Here is a 19,801-nt window from a genome sequence, read left to right as displayed (position 1 = left end):
CCGGGGATCCCGTAAAGTAGATCCCTGGTGTCATCGGCACCCCTACGTCTTCTGCGCCCGCTGACCGCCGTCCCGAGAGGGTCGTCGCAGTCCGGGCCGGATCCGAGATCGTCAGTAATCGTCATCGAGAGAAGTGAGTCCCAAGTGGTGTACGCGATTGTCCGCGCAGGCGGCCGCCAGGAGAAGGTTTCCGTCGGAGACCTCGTGACCCTCGACCGCGCCTCCGCCGAGGCAGGCAGCACCATCGAGCTGCCGGCAGTGATGCTGGTGGACGGGGACCAGGTCACCACCAAGGCAGAGGACCTGGCCGAGGTCAAGGTCACCGCCGAGGTGCAGGAGAACCTCCGCGGTCCGAAGATCGTCATTCACAAGTTCAAGAACAAGACCGGCTACCACAAGCGCCAGGGTCACCGTTCTGAGCTGACCCGCGTGAAGGTGACCTCGATCGCCTGATCGGGATCCCCCGCAGACCCCCATTCCCATCCAGCTGAGAGGCAGGCAGAGCCATGGCAACTAAGAAGGGTGCGAGCTCGACCAAGAACGGTCGCGACTCGAACGCGAACTTCCTCGGCGTGAAGCGCTTCGGCGGCCAGTCCGTCAACGCCGGTGAGATCCTGGTCCGCCAGCGCGGCACCAAGTTCCACCCCGGCACCAACGTCGGGCGGGGCGGCGACGACACGCTGTTCGCCCTGTCGGCCGGTGCCGTGGAGTTCGGCAGCCGCCGCGGCCGCAAGGTCGTCAACATCGTCCCCGCCGCCCAGTAACAGGCGTCGGAGATCACCTCGAGGACGGACCGCCCGCGGTCCGTCCTCGAGGTGTCTTAACAGCCCCGTCAGTCCCGTTCCGGACGGCCGAGCCGTCCCGCTCAGAGGAGTTCCGCCGATGGCACACTTCGTCGACCGCGTCGTCCTCCACGCAGCAGGCGGCGACGGGGGCCACGGCTGCGTCTCCGTGCACCGTGAGAAGTTCAAGCCCCTGGGCGGTCCCGACGGCGCCGACGGCGGCGACGGGGGAGACGTGCTGCTCGTGGTGGACCCCCAGGAGGCCACCCTGCTGGACTACCACCACCGTCCGCACCGCACCGCCGAGAGCGGCGGCGTGGGAGAGGGCGGTCTGCGGAAGGGCCGCCGCGGAGCACCGCTGAGGCTCCCGGTCCCCGACGGGACGGTGGTCAAGACCCGCGAGGGCGAGGTGCTCGCCGACCTCGTCGGCGTCGGCGCGGAGTTCGTCGTCGCCGCCGGCGGACAGGGCGGACTGGGGAACGCGTCGCTGGCCTCGAAGCGGCGCAAGGCGCCCGGTTTCGCGCTCCTCGGCATCCCGGGGGAGCGGCGCGAGGTGGTGCTCGAGCTCAAGAGCGTCGCAGACGTCGCACTGGTGGGCTTCCCCTCCTCCGGGAAGTCCTCGCTGATCGCGGCGATGAGCGCGGCCCGGCCGAAGATCGCCGACTATCCCTTCACCACGCTGATCCCCAATCTCGGCGTCGTCGAGGCCGGAGGGTCCCGCTTCACCGTCGCCGACGTCCCCGGGCTCATCCCCGGGGCCGCCGAAGGCAGGGGGCTGGGCCACGAGTTCCTCCGCCACGTGGAGCGCTGCGCCGCCCTGGTGCATGTGCTGGACTGCGCGTCGCTGGAGACCGACCGGGATCCGGTCAGCGACCTCGAGGCCATCGAGGCCGAGCTCGCCGCCTACGCCCCCGACGCCGTGGCGGGCGGCTCCGAGGGCGACGAGGAGAGCGACGTCGTGCCGCTGCATCGTCGCCCGCAGCTGATCGCCCTGAACAAGACCGACCTCCCCGACGGGGCCGAGATGGCGGACATGGTGCGGGACCAGCTCACCGCTCGCGGCCACCAGGTCTTCGACGTGTCGGCCCTCAATCGCGAGGGCCTGCGTCGGTTGGGCTTCGCCATGGCGGAGATCGTCGATCAGGCCCGACGCGAGCGTGAGACCCGCACCGCGACGGTGCCCGTCACGATCCGACCGGCACCGGTCGACGAGCGCGGATTCACCATCGTCCGGGAGGAGCGCGGGGGAGAGCCGCTGTTCCGCGTGCGTGGGGCCAAGCCCGAACGGTGGATCCTGCAGACCGACTTCTCCAACGATGAGGCCGTGGGCTATCTGGCCGACCGTCTGGCGAAGATCGGCATCGAGGACGAGCTCTACGCCGTCGGAGCGACCCCCGGCGACGACGTCGTGATCGGAGGCGACGACGGCGTCGTGTTCGAATGGGAGCCCACCATGTCCACCGGAGCCGAGCACCTGGCGGCACCGCGCGGCAGCGACGTCCGCTTCGAGGAGACCGCGCGTCCGACCCGGGAGCAGAAGCGTGCCGACCAGCGCGCACGTCGTGACGCCCGGGCCCGGACCCGTGCCGAGATGGACCTGGAGTACACGCGGCAGGACCGCGGGGTCGACGGTCCGGACACCGACGGTGCCGAAGGCGTCGGAGACGGCCGATGAGCACCCCGCGACTGACCGGGTCGGTGATCTCGTCGGCGGAGGACGTCGTCCGGGCCCGCCGACTGGTCGTCAAGATCGGCTCATCCTCCCTGACGACCCTGGACGGGGGCATCTCCGTGCCGGCGCTGGAGCGTCTGGTCGATGCGCTGCAGGTGCTGCGTGCCAGGGGGACCGACGTCGTGCTGGTCTCCAGCGGCGCCGTCGCGGCCGGCCTGTCTCCGTTGGCCCTGAACGGCCGGCCCCAGGACCTCTCCGGCAAGCAGGCGGCCGCCGCGGTCGGACAGGGGCTTCTGCTGGCCCACTACTCCAGGACGTTCGGTGAGTACGGAGCGGTGGTCGCGCAGCTGCTGCTGACCGTGGAGGACCTGATCCGCCGTACCCAGTACACGAACGCGCTGCGCAGCATCGAACGGCTCCTCAGCATGGGAGCCGTGCCGATCATCAATGAGAACGACGCGGTGGCCACCCATGAGATCCGCTTCGGCGACAACGACCGCCTGGCCGCCCTGACGGCCAACCTGATCCATGCCGACGGTCTCATCCTCCTGTCCGACGTCGACGCCCTCTACGACGGGCCTCCCCAGGAGGGCGGTCGGCCCATCGCCCGCGTCGACGGACCGCAGGATCTCGCCGACGTCAGACTCGGCGGCACCGGGGGCGCCGGTCTGGGCACCGGAGGGATGGTCACCAAGGTCGGTGCCGCCGAGATCAGTACGGCCAACGGGATCCCGGCGATGCTGACCTCTGCCGAGCGGGCCGTCGAGCTCTTCGCCGGTCGACCCGTCGGCACATTCTTCGCATCCCGCGGCCGCCGCCGCGGCGCCCGTTCGGCGTGGCTGACGCACCTGGCCCATACGGAGGGGCGGCTGGTCATCGATGCTGGGGCCGTCCGTGCGGTGGTCCAGGGTCGCCGATCGCTGCTGCCCGCCGGCATCACCGGGTGCGAGGGGATCTTCGAGGCGTCCGATCCGGTGGACGTGGTCGGACCCGACGGCGTCGTCGTGGCCCGAGGGATCGCCTCGTACTCCTCGACGGAGCTCCCGAGGATGTTGGGCCGGACCACGGCTCAGCTGGCGGAGGAGATGGGCCCCGACTATGACCGTCCGGTCATCCATACCGACGTCATGGTTCGTCTGCCCGGCCGGTGATCCTCGGCTCGGCGCTGACTGCGTCGCGGCACCCGCGATAGGCTGTGCCCATGGTGGAGACGGTGGAGACCGATGAGACTCTGATCGACGACCTCGCCGAGGTCACCGACCGTGCGCGGGACGCATCACGCCGGCTCGCTCGGCTGGACCGCGAGCAGAAGGACCGCACGTTGGGGGCGGTGGCCGGCGGACTGCGCGAGTCTGCCGCCGCGCTGATCGAAGCCAACGAGAAGGACCTCGAACGCGGTCGCACAGCCGGGCTGAGCCGTGCCCTTCTGGACCGCCTGACCCTCGACGAGTCCCGGATCGAGGCCCTCGCCCGGGCCGTGGAGGAGGTCATCTCCTTCGACGACCCCACCGGCCGAGTCCTGCAGGGGCGCACGCTGCCCAACGGGATCCGACTGAGCCAGGTGGCGGTGCCCCTGGGGGTTCTCGGCGTCATCTATGAGGCTCGTCCCAACGTGACCGTGGACATCGCCGCTCTGGCCCTGAAGTCCGGCAATGCGGTCGTGCTGCGCGGGGGCTCGGCGGCCAAGACGACCAACGAGACGCTGCTGGCGATCATCCGACAGGCGCTGAGGACCACCTCCGCCCCCGTCGACGCGGTCCAGTCGATCGATCGCTTCGGCCGCGAGGGTGCGACCGCTCTGATGGAGACCCGCGGCTCGGTGGACGTGCTGATCCCGCGAGGGGGGCGGGAGCTGATCCAGCACGTGGTGCAGAATTCACGCGTACCGGTCATCGAGACCGGTGAGGGCAACGTCCACGTGTACGTGGACGCCTCCGCCGATCCGGACATGGCCACAGACATCGTGCTCAATGCGAAGACGCACCGCCCGAGCGTGTGCAACGCCGCCGAGACCCTGCTGATCCACCAGGAGGCTGAGGACGCGGGGCGGGAGTGTCTGCGCGCACTGCAGCACGCCGGAGTCGCGCTGCACGTGGACGACCGGGCCCGTGCGTGGCTGCCCGACGAGAAGCTCGGTAACCCTGCGGAGGAGTCGAGCCCCGTCCGGGTCGAGGCGCTCACCGATGATGATCTGGGGCGCGAGTACCTGGACCTCGAGATCGCCGTCTGCGTGGTCGACGACCTCGACGGGGCGCTCACCCACATCCGTCGGTGGAGCACCGCGCACACCGAAGCGATCGTGACCGAATCTCTGAGCGCCTCCGAACGGTTCCTGGCCGAGGTCGACGCCGCAGCGGTGATCGTCAACGCGTCCACCCGGTTCACCGACGGAGGTGAGTTCGGCCTCGGCGCCGAGGTCGGGATCTCGACCCAGAAGATGCATGCTCGGGGTCCGATGGGCATGGGTGAGCTGACCACGACCAAGTGGGTCCTCCGGGGGGAGGGCCAGGTCCGGGCCTGACCGCCGGACATGTGTGCCGCCGCCGGGCGCAGGGCCGTCGCTTTACCGTAGACTGTCCGTCGAACGACCATCTGACGTCCTCGGTGCGGGCACGGACCACGTCAGAACGGTCGGTGACGCATCCGCCGATGAGGGAGAGGCATGTCCGACCTGACTTTCGCCGCACTGCTGCTCGCAGCCGACGACGCCCACGTCGTCAATGAGCTGTTCATGCCGACCAAGTGGTTCGGCATCATCATGTTCATCGTGCTGATGCTCATGCTCCTGGTGACCGTGATGTTCTCCAGCAAGGGCAAGCAGCTGCCCCCTAGGGAGCACGAGGACCACTGAGCCCAGTGACTCCCGCCGATGCCCGCGCCGCCGGTCGCCGTCCTCGGGTCGGCATCATGGGCGGCACCTTCGACCCGGTCCATCACGGACATCTGGTCGCGGCCAGCGAGGTCGCCGCGGAGTTCGACCTCGACGAGGTCGTCTTCGTGCCGACGGGAGAGCCCTGGCAGAAGGCCGGACGCGAGGTCACCGAGGCCGAACATCGTTACCTCATGACTGTGATCGCCACCGCTTCGAACCCCCGGTTCACGGTCTCTCGGGTCGACATCGAGCGCGGCGGCCCGACCTTCACCATCGACACCCTCCATGACTTCCGCCGTCTCCGACCCACCGCTGAGCTCTTCTTCATCACCGGTGCCGACGCGATGGCGCAGATCATGTCCTGGAAGTCCGTCGAGGAGCTCTGGACGCTGGCCCACTTCGTCTCGGTGACCCGTCCCGGCTACTCCTCGGAGGACTACGGCCGCACCCAGCAGATCTCGCTCAAGGAGATTCCAGCGATGGCGATCTCCTCCACCGACTGCCGCACCCGGGTGCGCGCCGGCAAGCCGGTCTGGTACCTCGTCCCGGACGGCGTCGTCCAGTACATCGCCAAACATCGTCTCTACCGAGGCGAATCGGACAGGTCCCGGCCCAGTCAGAGCCCGATGGAGGTCCCCACATGAGTGAGACGACCGACCATCGGCCCGCCGAGCAGCTGCCCTCACGCCGGGAGCTGCGGCGACGCCGCGAGGCCGTCGAGTCCGCCTCGGACGCGTCGGAGGAGCCGACGGCGGCTCGCTCCGACCAGGCTGGGGAGTCGGTCGAGGCGCCGGAGTACTCGGAGGATCTCCGGACGTTGACGTCGGAGATCGCAGCCGTCTCGAGCGGTGACCCGACGGATGTTGATGCCGACCTGAAGCGACGGCAGGAGGCAATGGCCGAGCGCGCCCGCCGGGAGAACCGGGCACGGCGTGGGCTGCCTCCGGAGGAGGAGGCCCCAGACGGCGCCGAGGACGTCGCCGGTCCGATCGCACCGGTCGAGGCCTCCGGAGCTCATGGGCTCGACCTCGGGCCGATGGCTGAGGAGACCTCTCGATCCGCCGCGCGGCGTAACCGACTCATCATCCTGCTGCTCGTCGTCATCGTCGTGCTCGTCGTCGCCGTCGGGCTGGCTCTGTTCGTCCCGGCCTGACCCGTCAGGAGCACGAGGTCATCGACCACCGACCGTCCCACAGACCAGGAGTATCCGCCCCATGACAGTCCCCGAGTCCGTGATGGCTGAGCTGCGCACCGCCGCTGCCGCCGCTGAGGACAAGATGGCCACCGAGATCCTGGGCCTCGACGTGCAGGAGCGCCTGGGCATCACCGACGCGTTCCTCATCTGCTCGGCTCCCTCGGAGCGGCAGATCGGATCAGTCGTGGAGGAGGTCGAGCTTCGGCTGAAGGAGGAGCACGGATCGGTGCCGCTGCGACGGGAGGGCCGGCACTCCGGCACGTGGGTTCTGCTGGACTACGGACACATGGTCATCCACGTCCAGCACGAGCAGGAACGCGTCCTGTACGGGCTGGACAGGCTCTATGCGGACGTCCCTCGGCTCGATTTGCACAGCTGAGAAGCGGCCTACTACAGTGTAGGAGTTGCCGAGGCGGCGACAGCAGAATATGGGGGTATGGCGCAGCTGGTAGCGCGTCTGCATGGCATGCAGAAGGTCACGGGTTCGAGTCCCGTTACCTCCACCGACGAGGGTCCGGCCCGGGTGTTCTCACCCGGGCCGGACCCTCTTTTCGTCGTGCGTGCTCTGCTGGCTTCTGCCTCGGGGAGCCGTACCGGCTCGGTCGGACTCCTCCTGTGGAGACGACGACACGGGCACCTCACTCGCCGAATCAGTGCTTGACCTCACACTGTGAACCGGGGCACACTGATGTGCGAATTGAATGGTCAGTCCATTCCTCCGCAGGGGGAGCGGACTCTCGCTCCGAGAACGAGGTGGCAGTGTGGATCATCTGGGTGTGCTGAGTCTTCTGGCGCTCAGCCCGATCGTGGTGGTCGGCGTCCTTCTGGCAGGATTCCGATGGCCGGCGAAGTACGCGATGCCGGTGGGATACGTCGTCACGGTGCTCATCGCCGCGCTCGTCTGGCAGATGCGGCCGGACGCCCTGATCGCCGCCACCGTGGAAGGGCTCATCGTCGCGGTGACGCTGCTCTACATCGTCTTCGGTGCCCTCCTGCTGCTCGCAACCGTCATCGCCTCCGGGGCGATGAGCACCATCCGTGCCGGCTTCACCGCGATCTCTCCCGACCGGCGGGTGCAGGCGATCATCATCGGGTGGCTCTTCGGCTCGTTCATCGAGGGCACCTCGGGCTTCGGGACTCCCGCAGCCGTGGTCGCCCCGCTGCTGCTGGCCCTCGGCTTCCCCGCGATGGCGGCCGTCATGGTGGGTCTGATCATCCAGACCACCCCTGTGTCCTTCGGCGCCGTCGGCACGCCGATCCTGGTCGGCGTCGGCGGGGGACTGGAGGGCGGAGAAGGTGTGGCCGCGACGGCCGCGGCCTTCGGCGGGCAGGAGGGACTGATCCATGAGATCGGGTTCCAGACCGCTGTGATCCACGCGGTGGTCGGACTGCTGATTCCGCTGGCCCTGGCCGTCTTCCTCACCGGGTTCTTCGGACCGCGCCGCAGCTTCCTCGACGGGCTGCGCATCTGGCCCTTCGCGCTCTACGCCTCGGTGGCCATGACTGTGCCCTACGTGCTCGTCGCCCACTTCGCCGGACCGGAGTTCCCGTCCCTGATCGGCGGTCTCATCGGTCTGGCCCTGGTGATGTTCACCTCCAGCCGGGGATTCCTCATGCCCGAGGACACCTTCGACTTCGGCCCCCGCGCGCAGTGGGAGGAGCGGTGGATGGGTTCGGTGGACACCGACCACCTGCAGGAGCTCGGAACCCGGCGCATGCGGATCACCGTCGCCTGGCTCCCGTACATCCTCGTCGCCGTGCTGCTGCTCGCCACACGGCTGATCGGCCCGCTCGAGGAGTTCCTGCGCTCCGACGCCCCGGCGATCACACTGACCTTCGCCGACCTGTTCGGCACCGGCATCACCACATCCTGGGAGTGGCTCTACAGTCCCGGCACCGTGTTCATCGTCACCTGCCTGATCACCTATGTGCTCCACCGGATGACGGCGCAGCAGATCCGTCAGACCTGGACGACCGCGGGTCGGCAGATCCTCGGTGCGGCCGTGGCCCTCCTCTTCGCCGTCCCCCTGGTCCGAGTGCTGATCAACTCCGGCCCGGAGTTCACCGCCTCCGACCTGGCCTCGATGCCGGTGACCCTGGCCGAGGGGGCCGCGGCCGTGTCCGGCGGAAGCTGGCCTCTGCTCGCCCCCTGGATCGGGGCGCTGGGTGCCTTCGTGGCCGGCTCCAACACGGTGAGCAACCTGACCTTCTCGCACTTCCAGTTCTCAGCGGCCGGACACATCGGCGCCCCGCCGGAGACCATCGTCGCGGCACAGGCCGTCGGCGGAGCCGGAGGCAACGCTGTGGCCATCCACAACATCGTCGCGGCCTCGGCCACGGTGGGGCTGCTGGGACGTGAGGGCGACCTGATCCGCAAGACGGCCATGATCACGGCCTACTACTGCGCAGTGGGCGGGACGGTGACCTACCTCTGGGTCAACGGTCTGGGAGCCGATCTCGGAGCCGTCGCCCTCGTCGTGGTGCTGGGTGCCCTGGCCGGGATCGTCGGCTGGATGATCCGCAGGGACCACCGGGGCACGTCTCACACGGCGTAGGAGTACTGCGGGATGTGCCGGGGCGCAGCGCCGAGCTCCTGAGCGACTCGGTTGGGCCAGGAGATCTCGCGCAGCAGCTGGCGTGCCACGAACACCGCGTCGACGTCTCCGGAGGCGACGAGGCCGGATGCGACGACAGGCTCGCTGATCCGTCCGACTCCGGCGACAGGCACACCGGACTCACGTCGCAGACGTGCCGCCTTGGAGGTCTGATAGTCCCGGTCCCTGCTGATCCGGGCCGGCACGAGCCCGCCGGACGAGACGTCGACGAGGTCGACCCCGAGGTCACAGACCTCGGCTGCCAGGCGGATCGAGTCCTCGACCGTCCAGGACTCCTCGGAACGGGTGGGATCCTCCTCGATCCAGTCGGTGCTGGAGATGCGCAGCATCACCGGCAGGGTGTCGGGCCAGGTGCTGCGCACCGCCGCGACGACCTCCTTCAGCAGTCGGGTCCGACCGGCGAAGTCGCCTCCCCAGCGGTCGGTCCGTCGGTTGGCCACCGGGGAGAGGAAGCTGTGCAGCAGGTAGCCGTGGGCTGCGTGGATCTCCACGACCTCGAACCCCGCCTCCCGAGCCCGTCGCGCGGCGGCGGCGAACTCATCGACGAGTTCGGCGATGTCGTCGACGCTCATCTGCTCCGGCACGGGATAGCCGGGGAACGGGATCGGGCTCGGTCCGACGGTGGGCCACCCGCCCTGCGCCGCGGTCAGGGCCCCGCCGCCGCGTGCGGGAGAGTCAGCCGAGGCCTTCCGCCCGGCATGGGCCAGCTGCACTCCCGGCACAGCTCCGCCGTGCCGGATCCCGGCTGCCAGACGGGCGAAGTCGGGGATCTGCCCGTCGTCCCACAGCCCGAGGTCCCAGGGTGAGATGCGTCCGCGAGCCTGCACGGCCGTGGCTTCGACCATGACCAGTCCCGCCCCGCCGAAGGCGTGGGAGGCGTAGTGGGCCAGGTGGAAGTCGGTCGGCCGTCCCGCCTCGGCCGCATCGTCCGCCGAGTACATGCACATCGGTGACATCCAGAGCCGGTTCGGGATCTCCAGGGCACGCAGACGCAGGGGAGAGAACAGTTCGGGCACGGCATCGGTCCTTTCGACGACTGGCGGGGAGCGTGGGTGCGACGATGCTCCCGGCGGGACATTTCGCCGGACGGTCTCAGCCGCGGGTGGCCGGTAGGAGCAGACCGGTGAGCAGTCGACGACCGCACAGCAGCACGCCCAGGACCCCCGCCGCGACCAGCACGAAGGATACCTGGACGCCGCCCAGATCGGTCGCCGCCCGCAGCAGCATGCCGCCGGCCACGGTGCCCGTCCAGACGACCAGCCCGTCGGGCACCATCCGTGACGGCCTGCGGTGGCCGCGCAGCAGGAGCGTGGTGAGGATGAGGGCGACCAGGAACGGCCCCGCCGTGCCGAGGACGTCGCCGATCCCGAGGCCGGTGTCGTGGCTGCGATTGCCCAGCACGGCGAAGAGGACGACCAGTCCGCCGTCGATCAGCAGCAGGGACCAGCGCACCGGGCCGGAGGCGACGTGCGACGATCGGAGTCGAGCGTCTCGTACGGACCGTTGCTCCGGTGGTGCAGGCGGCATACTCGCACACTACCTGTCCGTCGTCCGCTCGGGTGCCGGATGTCACATCTGAGACTTCGTTCCAGTTCATCCGTCGTTCACCTCGGTCTGGTGGGATTGATCCGCGCCCCGGGGGAGAGGGGCGCACACTCAGGTCACCTCGAGGCAGGGAGCAGTCCGCCCATGTCACAGACGATCAGGGACGAGTCGACCGACTCCGAGCACGGAGTTCGACAGATCGAGGTCGACGGTGCCGATACGGCGGCGCCTGCCAGTCCGCTCCGACGTCTTCCGCTGACCGGTCGTCCGCTCCGTATCGTCGAATGGCTCGCAGTCGTCGCGGCCATCTACGTGATGATCACCGCCGTGGGCGCCATCGGCTCCGGATTCGAGGCCGCGACCGGCGGACAGGCCGAGGAGCTGTTCAGCTTCGCCTCGAATCCCTTCGTCGCACTGGTGATCGGCATCCTCGCCACCGCTCTGACCCAGTCGTCCTCGACGACGACGTCCATCGTCGTGGGTATGGTCGCGGGCGGACTCCCGATCGAGATCGCCATCCCGATGCTCATGGGCGCCAACGTGGGCACCACGATGACGTCGACCCTGGTGTCGCTGGGAGCCGCGTCGGATCGCGAGCAGTTCCGCCGAGCCTTCTCCGCCGCGTCCGTGCATGACATGTTCAACCTCCTCGCGGTGGCGATCCTGCTTCCCATCGAGCTGATCTTCGGCGTGCTGGGCACGATCGCCGACTGGTTCGCACAGCTGACGACCGGCACCGACGGGGGAATCGTCACCACGATCTTCACGGCCTTCGGCGATGCCGTCTCCGCGGTGACCTCTCCCGGTGCCGACCTCATCGAGGCCGCCGTCATGGGGATCCTGCCGGAGGTCATCGGCGGGGTGCTGATGATCCTGCTGGGCATCGCGCTCATCCTGCTCATCATCAAGTTCATCGCCAACATGCTCAAGTCCCTGCTGGTGGGACGCGCCGAGCGGATCTTCCACGCCGCCATCGGCCGAGGGCCCATCTCGGGAATCGGCTCCGGGGCCCTGATCACGGTGATGGTGCAGTCGTCCTCGACGACCACCTCACTCACCGTGCCGATGGCCGCCTCGGGTAAGTTCTCGCTGTGGCAGATCTATCCGTTCACCGTCGGAGCCAACATCGGTACGACGATGACCGCCATGATCGCGGCCTTCGGCTTCTCCGGCGTGGAGGGAACTGCCGCCATGACCGCCGCAGCGGTCCACCTGATCTACAACCTCTTCTCCGCCACGATCATCTTCGCCGTCCCCTTCCTGCGGCCCCTCCCCGTGAAGGGAGCGAAGTGGCTGGGGGATCTGGGAGCGAAGAACAAGATGTACGTCCTGTTCTGGCTGGGCGGTCTCTTCATCGTGCTGCCGGCGGTGCTGATCGGTGTCAGCACCTGGGTGTTCTAGACGATCCGGGCAGCTGCCCACCGACCGGAGGACCGCCGAGGTCCGGGAAGGAAGTATGGACACTTCGCACCGAGGGCGTCAGACGCCGGACGACACGTCTATGGACAGCATCGAACATCAGGATCATCCTGACCGCGAGCTGCTCGAGATGCTCCAGGAGGCCGAGGCCAAGGTGGAGCAGCTGCGTGTCGAGCTCGACCGCCGTCGGGAGTTCCGACGGCAGATGCGGGCCGACGAGGCCCACGAGGGGACCGATGAGGAGGTCGAGCGGCTCAGCGAGTACCTCGAACAGGCTCAGATCAACTGGCAGGCCGTGCGGAAGTTCTTCCAGTCGGCCATCGAAGAGTATCGCGCCGACGACGCCTGGGGGAGCGGGCGTCCCGGCGCCTGAGGCGCACACGGCCGGAGGGCAGAACCATGACGGGACGGAAGAGCGAGATCAGCATCCATCGACGGTGGCCCGCAGCCGCGCTGCCGTTCGGACTCCTGCTCACCGCCGCCTGTGACAGCGGGGCTGCGGCGGACTCCGAAGAGGACGTCCGCATCGTGGGATCCGCCACGATCGAACCCATCTCACGCATCGCTGTGCGGGAGAGCGGTGTGGAGGCCGACGTCTCGGGACGGGGGACGCTCGCAGGGCTGGAGGACTTCTGTGCGGGGGAGGCGGACATCGCCAACGCGTCGATCCGCATGCCGGGCTCCGACGCCCCCGAGGGGGTCGAGGATCTCCGGGCCGCCTGCGAGGACTCCGGAGTCGAGTTCGTCGAGCTCCCCATCGGGTACGACGCACTCTCCGTCATCGTCAACACCGCCAACGAAGATGTCACCGACGTGACGATGGACGAGCTCGGCGAGATCTGGACGCAGGACTCGTCGGTGGAGACCTGGTCCGATCTCCGCGACGACTGGCCCGACGAGGAGATCGCCCTGTACGGGCGCAGCGAGGACTCGGGCACCTACACCCACTTCGCCGAGGAGCTCTTCGGGGATCCCGAGGAGTTCAGCGACGACTATCTGGAGGAGGACGGACTCGACGAACTCGCCGAGCTCGTCTCCGAGGACGACTACTCGATGGCCTTCATGGGCGTGGGCAACTACCTCGCGGCACCGGAGGAGGTCCAGCCCGACATCAAGACGGTGGCCGTGGACGACGTCCCACCGGACGCCCTCAGCTCGGCCGAGGGGGAGTACCCCCTGGTGCGGACCCTCTACACCTACATCGCTGTGGAAAGCCTGGAGGAGGACGGCGACGTCGAGGCCTACGCCGAACGACTCCTGTCCGACGGCCGCTCGATCCTGCCGAGGGCCTTCTTCTATCCGTTGTCGCCCGAGGACTATGAGGACGCCCAGGAGCGCCTCGAGTCGCGGGAGACGGGCGTCGACGAGTGAGGTCCTGAGGGTTCGGCGGTCGCGCGCGGGTCAGCCGCGGGCCACGGGGCGGTCCCCGGCGGAGATCCAGTCGCTCCACGAACCGATGTACACAGCGGCCGGAGGGGCCTCGGGATGCGCGGCCTCCCAGGCGAGGGCGAGGTGGCACGCCTGGACGCCGGAGCCGCAGGACACCGTCGGCGGAGTCGACGGGTGGGCGCCCCGCTCGGAGAAGGCCGCGACGACCTCGTCACCGGATAGCAGCCCGCCGCCGTCATCGATGAGGTCGAGTGCAGGAAGGTTCACCGCGCCGGGGATGTGGCCGGCGACGGGGTCGACGGACTCGTCACGACCGATGAAGCGCTCGTGCGGGCGCGCGTCGATGAGGACGGTGCCTGCGGCCTCCGCGGATGAGGAGTCGGAGAGGCGTCGGGCGATGTCCTGCGCCGTCACCGACGGTCGGCCCCCGGCCTCGGCCGTGAAGTCACCGGGAGTCGGGGAGTGCTCGCCGGATTCGACGGCCGAGCCCGCCCCCTGCCAGGCGGCCAGGCCCCCGTCCAGAACGCGGACGTCATCTGCGCCGAAGTGGCCGAGCATCCACCAGGCCCGCGCGGCGGCGAGACCCGGCCCGGCGTCATAGACCACGACGGGATGATCCTCGGAGACTCCGAGTCTGCGCATGGCGGCCTGGAACCGCTCCGCATCGGGCATCGGGTGCCGTCCTCCTGAACCGTCCTCGCGGGCCGGGCCGGAGAGTGCGGTCGTCAGGTCGACGAAGACGGCGCCGGGAACATGGGCCGTCAGATACTGCTCATACGATTCGTCCGACGGGGTGCCGAGGCTCCACCGGACGTCCAGCAGGGTCGGTGTCGGCACATCCGGGTCGCGCAGGGATCGTTCCAGCTCATCGACGTCGATCAGCGGGCCGGAGTCGGCGCTGCGGGAGGCGGAGGGTTTCTCTGTCATGGAGCCGTCCTTCCGACGACGTGGTGAATCGATGAGCCACGCGATCCTGATGATCGATCCTGCCAGAGACCCGGCCCGGTGCACAGGGGAGGACCAGTTGGAGACGCGCCAGGACTGAACTGACATAATATAGATTATAGGGTAACTAGGTGCGCCAGGCGATCCAGGTCCTCGGACACCGCGTCGGCGTCGCGGGCGAACTCCTCGTCACTGAGGTCGCGCCGCCTCAGGGTGAAGATGACCTCAGCGCCCTCGGGATGGGCGACCACCCGCATCGGATTGGTGACGGTCTCACCGGACGGCAGAGTCACCTCGTGGTCCAGCACGCCCGATGCGTTGTGTGGGACGAACCTGACGAGTACCCGACCAATCGGCGACTCCACGATCAGATCATCGCCGCGACGGTCGACCTCGGCCTGAGCCAGGCCCGATGCCCAGAGCGGCAGATTCGACGGATCGCGCGCGAACTCATAGACGGCGTCCGGCGTCGCGGCGACGACCCGGCGGATCTCTCGGTCCTCCATAGCTCCAGCCTGACACGGGCGCGACGGCGAGGCTCGTCCCGACGGCCGAGTACTGGCAGAGTGTGACCATGGAGCACGACCACAGCCGCAGTGCGGCCGGCACCTGCAGCTTCCGCCTGATGCCCTTCGACCGGCTCGTCGAGGGTCCCTCTCAGGTGGCCCTGCAGAGCATCGGACCCTCGGCCGTCTCGGTGACGTACACCTGGAACCACCCTGACGACGGCCCCCAACACGGCGGACTGCTGATCGGCGCACCGGATGACGACGGAACCGTGGAGGCCGCGTGGTTCGACACGTGGCACCACCAGCCCGCCCTCATGCGTCTGCACGGGACGCACACTGATGCCGGCATCAGCCTCAGCGGCACCTACGCCGAGGAATGGGGCTGGCTCATCGCCCTCGACCTCTCCGCAGACGGTGCAGCCCCGTCAGGTATGACGATGAGCAACGTGATCCCCGAATCCGCCCTCGCGACGGCACCGCCGGACTCTCCGCCGGTCACCGCGGGACCCTATGAGGTGATGGTGGCCGCGTGGAGCTCCTGACGTCGGACCCCGCAGTGCTGTGCGTGCACTGCCGAGCCGACGTCACGGTCGTGCGGGATGAGCGGGGCGTCACCGGGCTCCGCTGCCCCGCCGGTCACCGATTCGACGCGGCACGTCAGGGTTATGTCAATCTCCTGGTCGGACGGGGCAGCCGCGCCACGCCGGACGGCACAGAGATGATCCTCGCCCGTGAGCGGGTTCAGGACGCCGGCGTGTTCTCAGCACTCAGCCGCACCCTCCATGAGGTGACGGCCCCCTGGTTGGATGCCGTCGACCGGCCGGTGATCGTGGACTGCGGAGCCGGCACCGGGCACTATCTGCGGCCCCTGATCGCTGAACGTCCCGGAGCTGCCGCCGTCGCCCTCGACCTCTCCCCCGCCGCGCTGCGCCGGGCGGCGAAGATCCCCGGCGTCCTGGCGGTGACCTGGGACATCTGGCGCGGGCTGCCGCTGGCCGACGGATCCGTCGACCTCATCCTGGACATCTTCGCACCCCGTCACCCCTCCGAGTTCCGTCGAGTGCTGCGGGACGGAGGGGCGGCGGTCGTGGTGACGCCGGGAGCTGAGCACCTCGCAGAGCTCGCCGACGCGGGACTGCTGTCTCAGCAGGAGGACAAGGCCGAGGCGCTCGCCGCTGCGATGGAGCCGCATCTCGGGACGGCCGTCGACTCCCGCGACCTGCGTCGATCGGTGAGGGTGACACCGACGACGGCGGTCGACCTGGTGATGATGGGACCGGCGGGCCACCACCGGACGCGCGACGCGGTCGAGCCCCTGACCAGGGGTTTGGTCGACGACGATGCCGTCACACTGACCATCGACCTGCGGATCTCGGTGTTCGCCCCGTGAGAACGGGACTTCACCGAGTGAGTATGATGGGGAGCACGATCTTCGGCGTCGAAGGAGGGAGCCCCCATGATCGAATGGATCACGGAGAACCTCTGGGCCGCGTGGCTGGCACTGACCCTCACGCTCCTGGTGATCGAACTGCTCATGCTCGACATGCTTTTCCTGATGCTCGCCGCAGGTGCCGGGGCGGCGACGACGGTGGCGCTGGCCGGCGGTGATCCCTGGCTGCAGGTCGTGGTGGGCTCCGGGACCGCGCTGCTCATGCTCGGCGCCGTGCGGCCCGTGGCGCTGCGGCACCTGCGCGGCGGAACGCCCGAGGAGCTGACGAACATCGACCGTGTCACCGGCATGGACGCCGAACCCCTTGAGACGGTCACGCGCGAATCCGGACTGGCCGAGGTCGACGGCGAGACCTGGACGGCCCGATCCGTCGGAGACGAACCGCTCGAGCCCGGGGCCGCCGCAGTCGTCGACTCGGTGGACGGTGCGACCGTCTACCTCAAGGCGGCCCGAGCGATCAGCTGGCACGAACCCGACACGCGGGAGGCGTAGCCGCCCCTCCCCCGGCCGGCCGCCGGCACGAACACCGCCGCCGAGACAGCTCACCCGAACAGAACGGACCCCCATGGATATCGCAATCCTCATCGTGCTCATCACCCTGTTGGTGCTGGTGGTCGTGATCGTGGCCCGCAGCGTCCGCATCATCCCCCAGGCCCGCACCGGGATCGTCGAACGGCTCGGCAAGTTTCAGCGGGTCCAGCCCCCCGGGCTGACGCTTCTGGTCCCCTTCGTCGACCGTCTGCTCCCGCTGCTGGACATGCGCGAGCAGGTCGTCTCCTTCCCCCCGCAGCCGGTCATCACCGAGGACAACCTGGTGGTGTCCATCGACACGGTCGTCTACTTCCAGATCACCGACCCGAAGGCCGCGACCTACGAGATCGGCAACTACCTCCACGCGGTGCAGGAGCTGACCACCACCACCCTGCGTAACGTGGTCGGCGGGATGCACCTGGAGGCCGCGCTGACCTCGCGAGACACCATCAACGGACAGCTGCGCGGGGAGCTCGACAAGGTCACCGGCCGGTGGGGCATCCGTGTGGCCCGGGTGGAGCTGAAGGCCATCGAACCGCCGATGTCCATCCAGGACTCCATGGAGAAGCAGATGCGCGCCGAGCGCGACCGTCGCGCGGCCATCCTCACCGCGGAGGGGACCAAGCAGTCCGCCATCCTGACCGCCGAGGGTGAGCGCCAGGCCGCGATCCTCGCCGCCGAAGGTGAGGCGCAGGCGCGGATCCTCGGTGCGAACGCCGAGGCGCAGGCCATCGAGACCGTCTTCCACGCCGTCCACGACGCCGAGCCCGGCCCGGAGCTGCTCTCCTACCAGTACCTGCAGACCCTGCCGGAGCTGGCCAAGGGCGACTCCAACACCATGTGGGTCATCCCCGGCGAGTTCGGCGAAGCGCTGAAGACGTTCTCCTCGGGATTCGCCGGCAAGGACTCCCACCCGGAGGACACCCGCACCACTGAGGAGCGGGAGCAGGAGCGGGAGGCTCGTGCCGAGAGGCTGAAGCGCCGCAAGGAGGAGAAGGAGAAGCTGGAGTCGGAGGCCCGCAAGAAGGGTAAGCCGGCGATCTCCAACGCCATCGCCGACCTCGCCGAGTCCGCTCGGTCGACGTCGGTCACCGACGAGAACCCCCACTACGAGTTCTCGGAGCAGCTCGAGGAGGAGACCCGGCGGGCCGAGAGTCGCAACCGCAGCGGGGGTCGGGAGTCCTCGGTCTCCGACGAATCGAGTTCAGATGCGCTGAAGCGGGTGGCCGAGTCCGCTCCGCCGGAGGCGCAGCACTCGGTGGGCAGCGGTCGGGACATCGGTCAGGGCCAGATCGGCTCGGGCGAGCACCAGTCCGGTCAGCCGCAGGCCGGTGACCACCACTCCGATGGGCAGGGCGCTGAGCCCTCCGCACCGCAGGACGACGCCCAGGCCCAGCAGCAGTACTGGCGGCCCGACCAGCAGTGGCAGCAGCAGCCGCCGCACGGTCAGCCCCGGGGCTGAGCCGCCGCCGTCCGACCACAGCACTGTGGGGCGCCCGGAATATCCGGGTGCCCCACAGTGTTGTGGGGCTTCAGTACACCTGTCATCTGCTGGAGGTAGAGCACCGATGAGCGACCGCAGCCTGCGAGGCATGCGTCTGGGCGCGCAGTCCATGGAGACCGAGCAGGGCGTCGAGCCCGCGCCCCGTCAGGACGTCGAGTATGTGTGTGAGGACGGTGAGCGCATCACCGTCACCTTCTCCGCGGAGGCGGACATCCCGGCGACCTGGACCTCCCCGACCGGTAAGGAGGGTGTTCTCGTCGACGGTTCCAAGCCGGACGAGACCCCGGAGAAGCCGGTGCGCACGCACTGGGACATGCTCCTGGAGCGCCGCTCGGAGGAGGAGCTCGAGGAGATCCTCACGGAGCGCCTGAAGAAGCTCCGTGAGCGCCGCGGCGAGACGGTCTGACCCGCTCTCCCACACCCACATCAGATCTGTGTCCCTGAACGGCCGGCGACGAGATGTCGCCGGCCGTTCAGCGTGCCGTGACGCCCAGGGAGTCCAGCGTCTCCCCGACCCGGCTCCGCTGCGCCGCTGAGAGTCCCCTCAGAGGACGGGGCAGGCAGTCGGGGGCCACCAGGCCGAGGTGCTCAGCGATGCCTGCGATCGCGCGCAGGCTGCCTCCGCACTCGGTGTAGAGGTTCCAGAGCGGGTTCAGCGTCTCGGATGCGGCGAGACAGCCCTCGGAGTCCCCGGAGCGTGCCGCCCGCATGAGGGGCATGCACAGCTCCGGCAGCGTCCCGGCCAGCACGGAGTACCAACCGTCGCAGCGTGCCGCCAGTGCGGCCGCCGCCGAAGGGTCGCCGGAGATGCCGATCGGCACATCGGCGGGGAGCATCTCCCGCAGGGAGGCCATGCGTGCCCGCGCCCGCTGGGGGTCGGGTCCGGCCGGGGGAATCTTGATCGCCGACACGGCGCCGGAGCGGGCGATGTCTCTATAGAGCTCATCGCTGAACCTGAAGCCCGTGGTCGTCGGATTGTCGTAGAGGACCACGGGGACGTCGGACTCGGCCGCCACGGCCTCGAACAGGCCGGCGACCTCATCGTCGCGCAGCGGCTGGTAGGACACCGGGGCGAGCAGCACCTCCCCGACTCCGGCGGTCTGGGCGTCCTCGAGGTGCGCCAGCACCTCGGTGGTCCGCAGCGCCCCGATCCCCGCTCCGACGGGCATGTCGCCGGCGTGCTCGACCGCCGTGCGGACCAGTCTGCTGCGCTCCCGCCGCGTCAGGTAGGCGTAGGAACCTGTGGAGCCGAGCACGGTGACGGCGTCGACCCCCGACCCGGCGAGCCTCTCGACCAGCCGGGAGAAGTGCGGTTCGTCGGGAGCGCCGTCGACGAACGGCGTCAGCGGGAACGCGTGGAGTCCGATGCGCAT

The 19,801-nt window shown here is 69.1% G+C and carries 22 protein-coding genes, 1 tRNA gene and 1 pseudogene; 19 read left to right on the top strand and 5 right to left on the bottom strand.

The genetic code is table 11. From position 1 onward, the window contains the following. The first annotated feature begins 144 nt into the window (after nt 1-144). From rplU to N7E59_RS03565, 11 genes are all read left to right on the top strand, one after another. Complete coding sequence (gene rplU / locus N7E59_RS03615) at nt 145-453, top strand: 50S ribosomal protein L21 (RefSeq protein ID WP_261623553.1); 309 nt, start codon at nt 145-147, stop codon at nt 451-453. Nucleotides 454-506: 53 nt separating this feature from the next. Beyond that, nucleotides 507-764, top strand: coding sequence for a 50S ribosomal protein L27 (rpmA, locus tag N7E59_RS03610; RefSeq protein ID WP_261623552.1), 258 nt, complete (start codon nt 507-509; stop codon nt 762-764). A gap of 118 nt (nt 765-882) precedes the next feature. After that, a complete protein-coding gene (obgE, locus tag N7E59_RS03605; RefSeq protein WP_261623551.1) occupies nt 883-2,457 on the top strand; it encodes a GTPase ObgE in 1,575 nt (524 codons plus the stop codon). Next, nucleotides 2,454-3,605 (top strand): glutamate 5-kinase, encoded by a 1,152-nt coding sequence (proB, locus tag N7E59_RS03600; RefSeq protein ID WP_261623550.1) that lies wholly within the window; start codon nt 2,454-2,456, stop codon nt 3,603-3,605. Before obgE ends, proB begins: the two co-directional genes overlap by 4 nt. A gap of 50 nt (nt 3,606-3,655) precedes the next feature. Continuing rightward, nucleotides 3,656-4,975 (top strand): glutamate-5-semialdehyde dehydrogenase, encoded by a 1,320-nt coding sequence (locus N7E59_RS03595; protein ID WP_261623549.1) that lies wholly within the window; start codon nt 3,656-3,658, stop codon nt 4,973-4,975. A gap of 141 nt (nt 4,976-5,116) precedes the next feature. After that, nucleotides 5,117-5,305: a hypothetical protein gene (locus N7E59_RS03590; RefSeq protein WP_261623548.1), complete on the top strand. Its 189-nt coding sequence runs from the start codon at nt 5,117-5,119 to the stop codon at nt 5,303-5,305. Then, complete coding sequence (nadD, locus tag N7E59_RS03585) at nt 5,302-5,970, top strand: nicotinate-nucleotide adenylyltransferase (protein WP_390905004.1); 669 nt, start codon at nt 5,302-5,304, stop codon at nt 5,968-5,970. Before N7E59_RS03590 ends, nadD begins: the two co-directional genes overlap by 4 nt. Further along, nucleotides 5,967-6,479 (top strand): hypothetical protein, encoded by a 513-nt coding sequence (locus tag N7E59_RS03580; protein ID WP_261623546.1) that lies wholly within the window; start codon nt 5,967-5,969, stop codon nt 6,477-6,479. Before nadD ends, N7E59_RS03580 begins: the two co-directional genes overlap by 4 nt. Nucleotides 6,480-6,540: 61 nt before the next feature. After that, the gene (gene rsfS, locus N7E59_RS03575) at nt 6,541-6,900 is read left to right on the top strand and encodes a ribosome silencing factor (protein ID WP_261623545.1); all 360 of its coding nucleotides are present in this window, start codon (nt 6,541-6,543) and stop codon (nt 6,898-6,900) included. Between the two features lie 51 nt (nt 6,901-6,951). After that, nucleotides 6,952-7,024 (top strand) — tRNA-Ala (locus N7E59_RS03570). A gap of 258 nt (nt 7,025-7,282) precedes the next feature. Beyond that, complete coding sequence (locus N7E59_RS03565) at nt 7,283-9,076, top strand: L-lactate permease (RefSeq protein ID WP_261623544.1); 1,794 nt, start codon at nt 7,283-7,285, stop codon at nt 9,074-9,076. On the opposite strand, the gene N7E59_RS03560 is transcribed toward N7E59_RS03565, so the two are convergent. Together N7E59_RS03560 and N7E59_RS03555 are read right to left on the bottom strand one after the other, a co-directional pair. Continuing rightward, complete coding sequence (locus N7E59_RS03560) at nt 9,064-10,152, bottom strand: NADH:flavin oxidoreductase/NADH oxidase (protein ID WP_261623543.1); 1,089 nt, start codon at nt 10,150-10,152, stop codon at nt 9,064-9,066. The genes N7E59_RS03565 and N7E59_RS03560 overlap by 13 nt on opposite strands. Before the next feature lie 76 nt (nt 10,153-10,228). Continuing rightward, nucleotides 10,229-10,588: a DUF3054 domain-containing protein gene (locus tag N7E59_RS03555; protein ID WP_261623542.1), complete on the bottom strand. Its 360-nt coding sequence runs from the start codon at nt 10,586-10,588 to the stop codon at nt 10,229-10,231. Between the two features lie 237 nt (nt 10,589-10,825). On the opposite strand from N7E59_RS03555, the gene N7E59_RS03550 reads away from it, so the two are divergent. The 3 genes from N7E59_RS03550 (at nt 10,826) to N7E59_RS03540 (ending at nt 13,471) form a co-directional block, all read left to right on the top strand. Then, complete coding sequence (locus N7E59_RS03550; protein WP_261623541.1) at nt 10,826-12,082, top strand: Na/Pi cotransporter family protein; 1,257 nt, start codon at nt 10,826-10,828, stop codon at nt 12,080-12,082. Nucleotides 12,083-12,182: 100 nt separating this feature from the next. Beyond that, nucleotides 12,183-12,473, top strand: a complete 291-nt coding sequence (locus N7E59_RS03545; RefSeq protein ID WP_261623540.1) for a hypothetical protein — start codon at nt 12,183-12,185, stop codon at nt 12,471-12,473. Nucleotides 12,474-12,499: 26 nt separating this feature from the next. Then, a complete protein-coding gene (locus N7E59_RS03540; RefSeq protein WP_261623539.1) occupies nt 12,500-13,471 on the top strand; it encodes a substrate-binding domain-containing protein in 972 nt (323 codons plus the stop codon). A 30-nt stretch (nt 13,472-13,501) separates the two neighbouring features. Here N7E59_RS03540 and N7E59_RS03535 read toward each other — a convergent pair whose 3' ends face one another. Further along, a complete protein-coding gene (locus tag N7E59_RS03535) occupies nt 13,502-14,416 on the bottom strand; it encodes a sulfurtransferase (RefSeq protein ID WP_261623538.1) in 915 nt (304 codons plus the stop codon). A gap of 134 nt (nt 14,417-14,550) precedes the next feature. Continuing rightward, nucleotides 14,551-14,940: an SRPBCC family protein gene (locus N7E59_RS03530; RefSeq protein ID WP_261623537.1), complete on the bottom strand. Its 390-nt coding sequence runs from the start codon at nt 14,938-14,940 to the stop codon at nt 14,551-14,553. Between the two features lie 68 nt (nt 14,941-15,008). Between N7E59_RS03530 and N7E59_RS03525 the strand changes: the two genes are divergently transcribed. The 5 genes and pseudogenes from N7E59_RS03525 to N7E59_RS03505 all read left to right on the top strand — a co-directional run bounded on the left by N7E59_RS03525 (nt 15,009) and on the right by N7E59_RS03505 (nt 18,834). Next, nucleotides 15,009-15,485: a hypothetical protein gene (locus N7E59_RS03525; protein WP_261623536.1), complete on the top strand. Its 477-nt coding sequence runs from the start codon at nt 15,009-15,011 to the stop codon at nt 15,483-15,485. Then, nucleotides 15,473-16,333: a methyltransferase domain-containing protein gene (locus tag N7E59_RS03520; protein WP_261623535.1), complete on the top strand. Its 861-nt coding sequence runs from the start codon at nt 15,473-15,475 to the stop codon at nt 16,331-16,333. Before N7E59_RS03525 ends, N7E59_RS03520 begins: the two co-directional genes overlap by 13 nt. Nucleotides 16,334-16,399: 66 nt before the next feature. Further along, nucleotides 16,400-16,885, top strand: a complete 486-nt coding sequence (locus tag N7E59_RS03515) for an NfeD family protein (protein ID WP_261623534.1) — start codon at nt 16,400-16,402, stop codon at nt 16,883-16,885. A gap of 73 nt (nt 16,886-16,958) precedes the next feature. After that, nucleotides 16,959-17,825, top strand: a pseudogene (locus tag N7E59_RS11895) (SPFH domain-containing protein); the annotation flags it as partial. A 667-nt stretch (nt 17,826-18,492) separates the two neighbouring features. Then, complete coding sequence (locus tag N7E59_RS03505) at nt 18,493-18,834, top strand: RNA polymerase-binding protein RbpA (RefSeq protein WP_261623532.1); 342 nt, start codon at nt 18,493-18,495, stop codon at nt 18,832-18,834. Nucleotides 18,835-18,901: 67 nt separating this feature from the next. On the opposite strand, the gene N7E59_RS03500 is transcribed toward N7E59_RS03505, so the two are convergent. Then, nucleotides 18,902-19,801 (bottom strand): dihydrodipicolinate synthase family protein, encoded by a 900-nt coding sequence (locus N7E59_RS03500; protein ID WP_261623531.1) that lies wholly within the window; start codon nt 19,799-19,801, stop codon nt 18,902-18,904.

The sequence above is a fragment of the Nesterenkonia marinintestina genome (genome assembly GCF_025420485.1).
GTDB classification, from domain to species: Bacteria; Actinomycetota; Actinomycetes; order Actinomycetales; family Micrococcaceae; genus Nesterenkonia; species Nesterenkonia marinintestina.
The sequence above is the reverse complement of the archived record's forward strand: the minus strand, read 5'-3'. Positions and strand labels throughout refer to the sequence as shown.

Coding starts and splice junctions, on each gene's coding strand:
- obgE (WP_261623551.1), top strand. CDS start 883: ATGGCACACTTCGTCGACCGCGTCGTCCTCCACGCAGCAGGCGGCGAC.
- rsfS (WP_261623545.1), top strand. CDS start 6,541: ATGACAGTCCCCGAGTCCGTGATGGCTGAGCTGCGCACCGCCGCTGCC.
- N7E59_RS03545 (WP_261623540.1), top strand. CDS start 12,183: ATGGACAGCATCGAACATCAGGATCATCCTGACCGCGAGCTGCTCGAG.
- N7E59_RS03595 (WP_261623549.1), top strand. CDS start 3,656: ATGGTGGAGACGGTGGAGACCGATGAGACTCTGATCGACGACCTCGCC.
- N7E59_RS03530 (WP_261623537.1), bottom strand. CDS start 14,940: ATGGAGGACCGAGAGATCCGCCGGGTCGTCGCCGCGACGCCGGACGCC.
- N7E59_RS03580 (WP_261623546.1), top strand. CDS start 5,967: ATGAGTGAGACGACCGACCATCGGCCCGCCGAGCAGCTGCCCTCACGC.
- N7E59_RS03505 (WP_261623532.1), top strand. CDS start 18,493: ATGAGCGACCGCAGCCTGCGAGGCATGCGTCTGGGCGCGCAGTCCATG.
- N7E59_RS03550 (WP_261623541.1), top strand. CDS start 10,826: ATGTCACAGACGATCAGGGACGAGTCGACCGACTCCGAGCACGGAGTT.
- N7E59_RS03500 (WP_261623531.1), bottom strand. CDS start 19,801: ATGCGCATCGGACTCCACGCGTTCCCGCTGACGCCGTTCGTCGACGGC.
- N7E59_RS03515 (WP_261623534.1), top strand. CDS start 16,400: ATGATCGAATGGATCACGGAGAACCTCTGGGCCGCGTGGCTGGCACTG.
- N7E59_RS03535 (WP_261623538.1), bottom strand. CDS start 14,416: ATGACAGAGAAACCCTCCGCCTCCCGCAGCGCCGACTCCGGCCCGCTG.
- N7E59_RS03590 (WP_261623548.1), top strand. CDS start 5,117: ATGTCCGACCTGACTTTCGCCGCACTGCTGCTCGCAGCCGACGACGCC.
- N7E59_RS03525 (WP_261623536.1), top strand. CDS start 15,009: ATGGAGCACGACCACAGCCGCAGTGCGGCCGGCACCTGCAGCTTCCGC.
- rpmA (WP_261623552.1), top strand. CDS start 507: ATGGCAACTAAGAAGGGTGCGAGCTCGACCAAGAACGGTCGCGACTCG.
- N7E59_RS03540 (WP_261623539.1), top strand. CDS start 12,500: ATGACGGGACGGAAGAGCGAGATCAGCATCCATCGACGGTGGCCCGCA.
- proB (WP_261623550.1), top strand. CDS start 2,454: ATGAGCACCCCGCGACTGACCGGGTCGGTGATCTCGTCGGCGGAGGAC.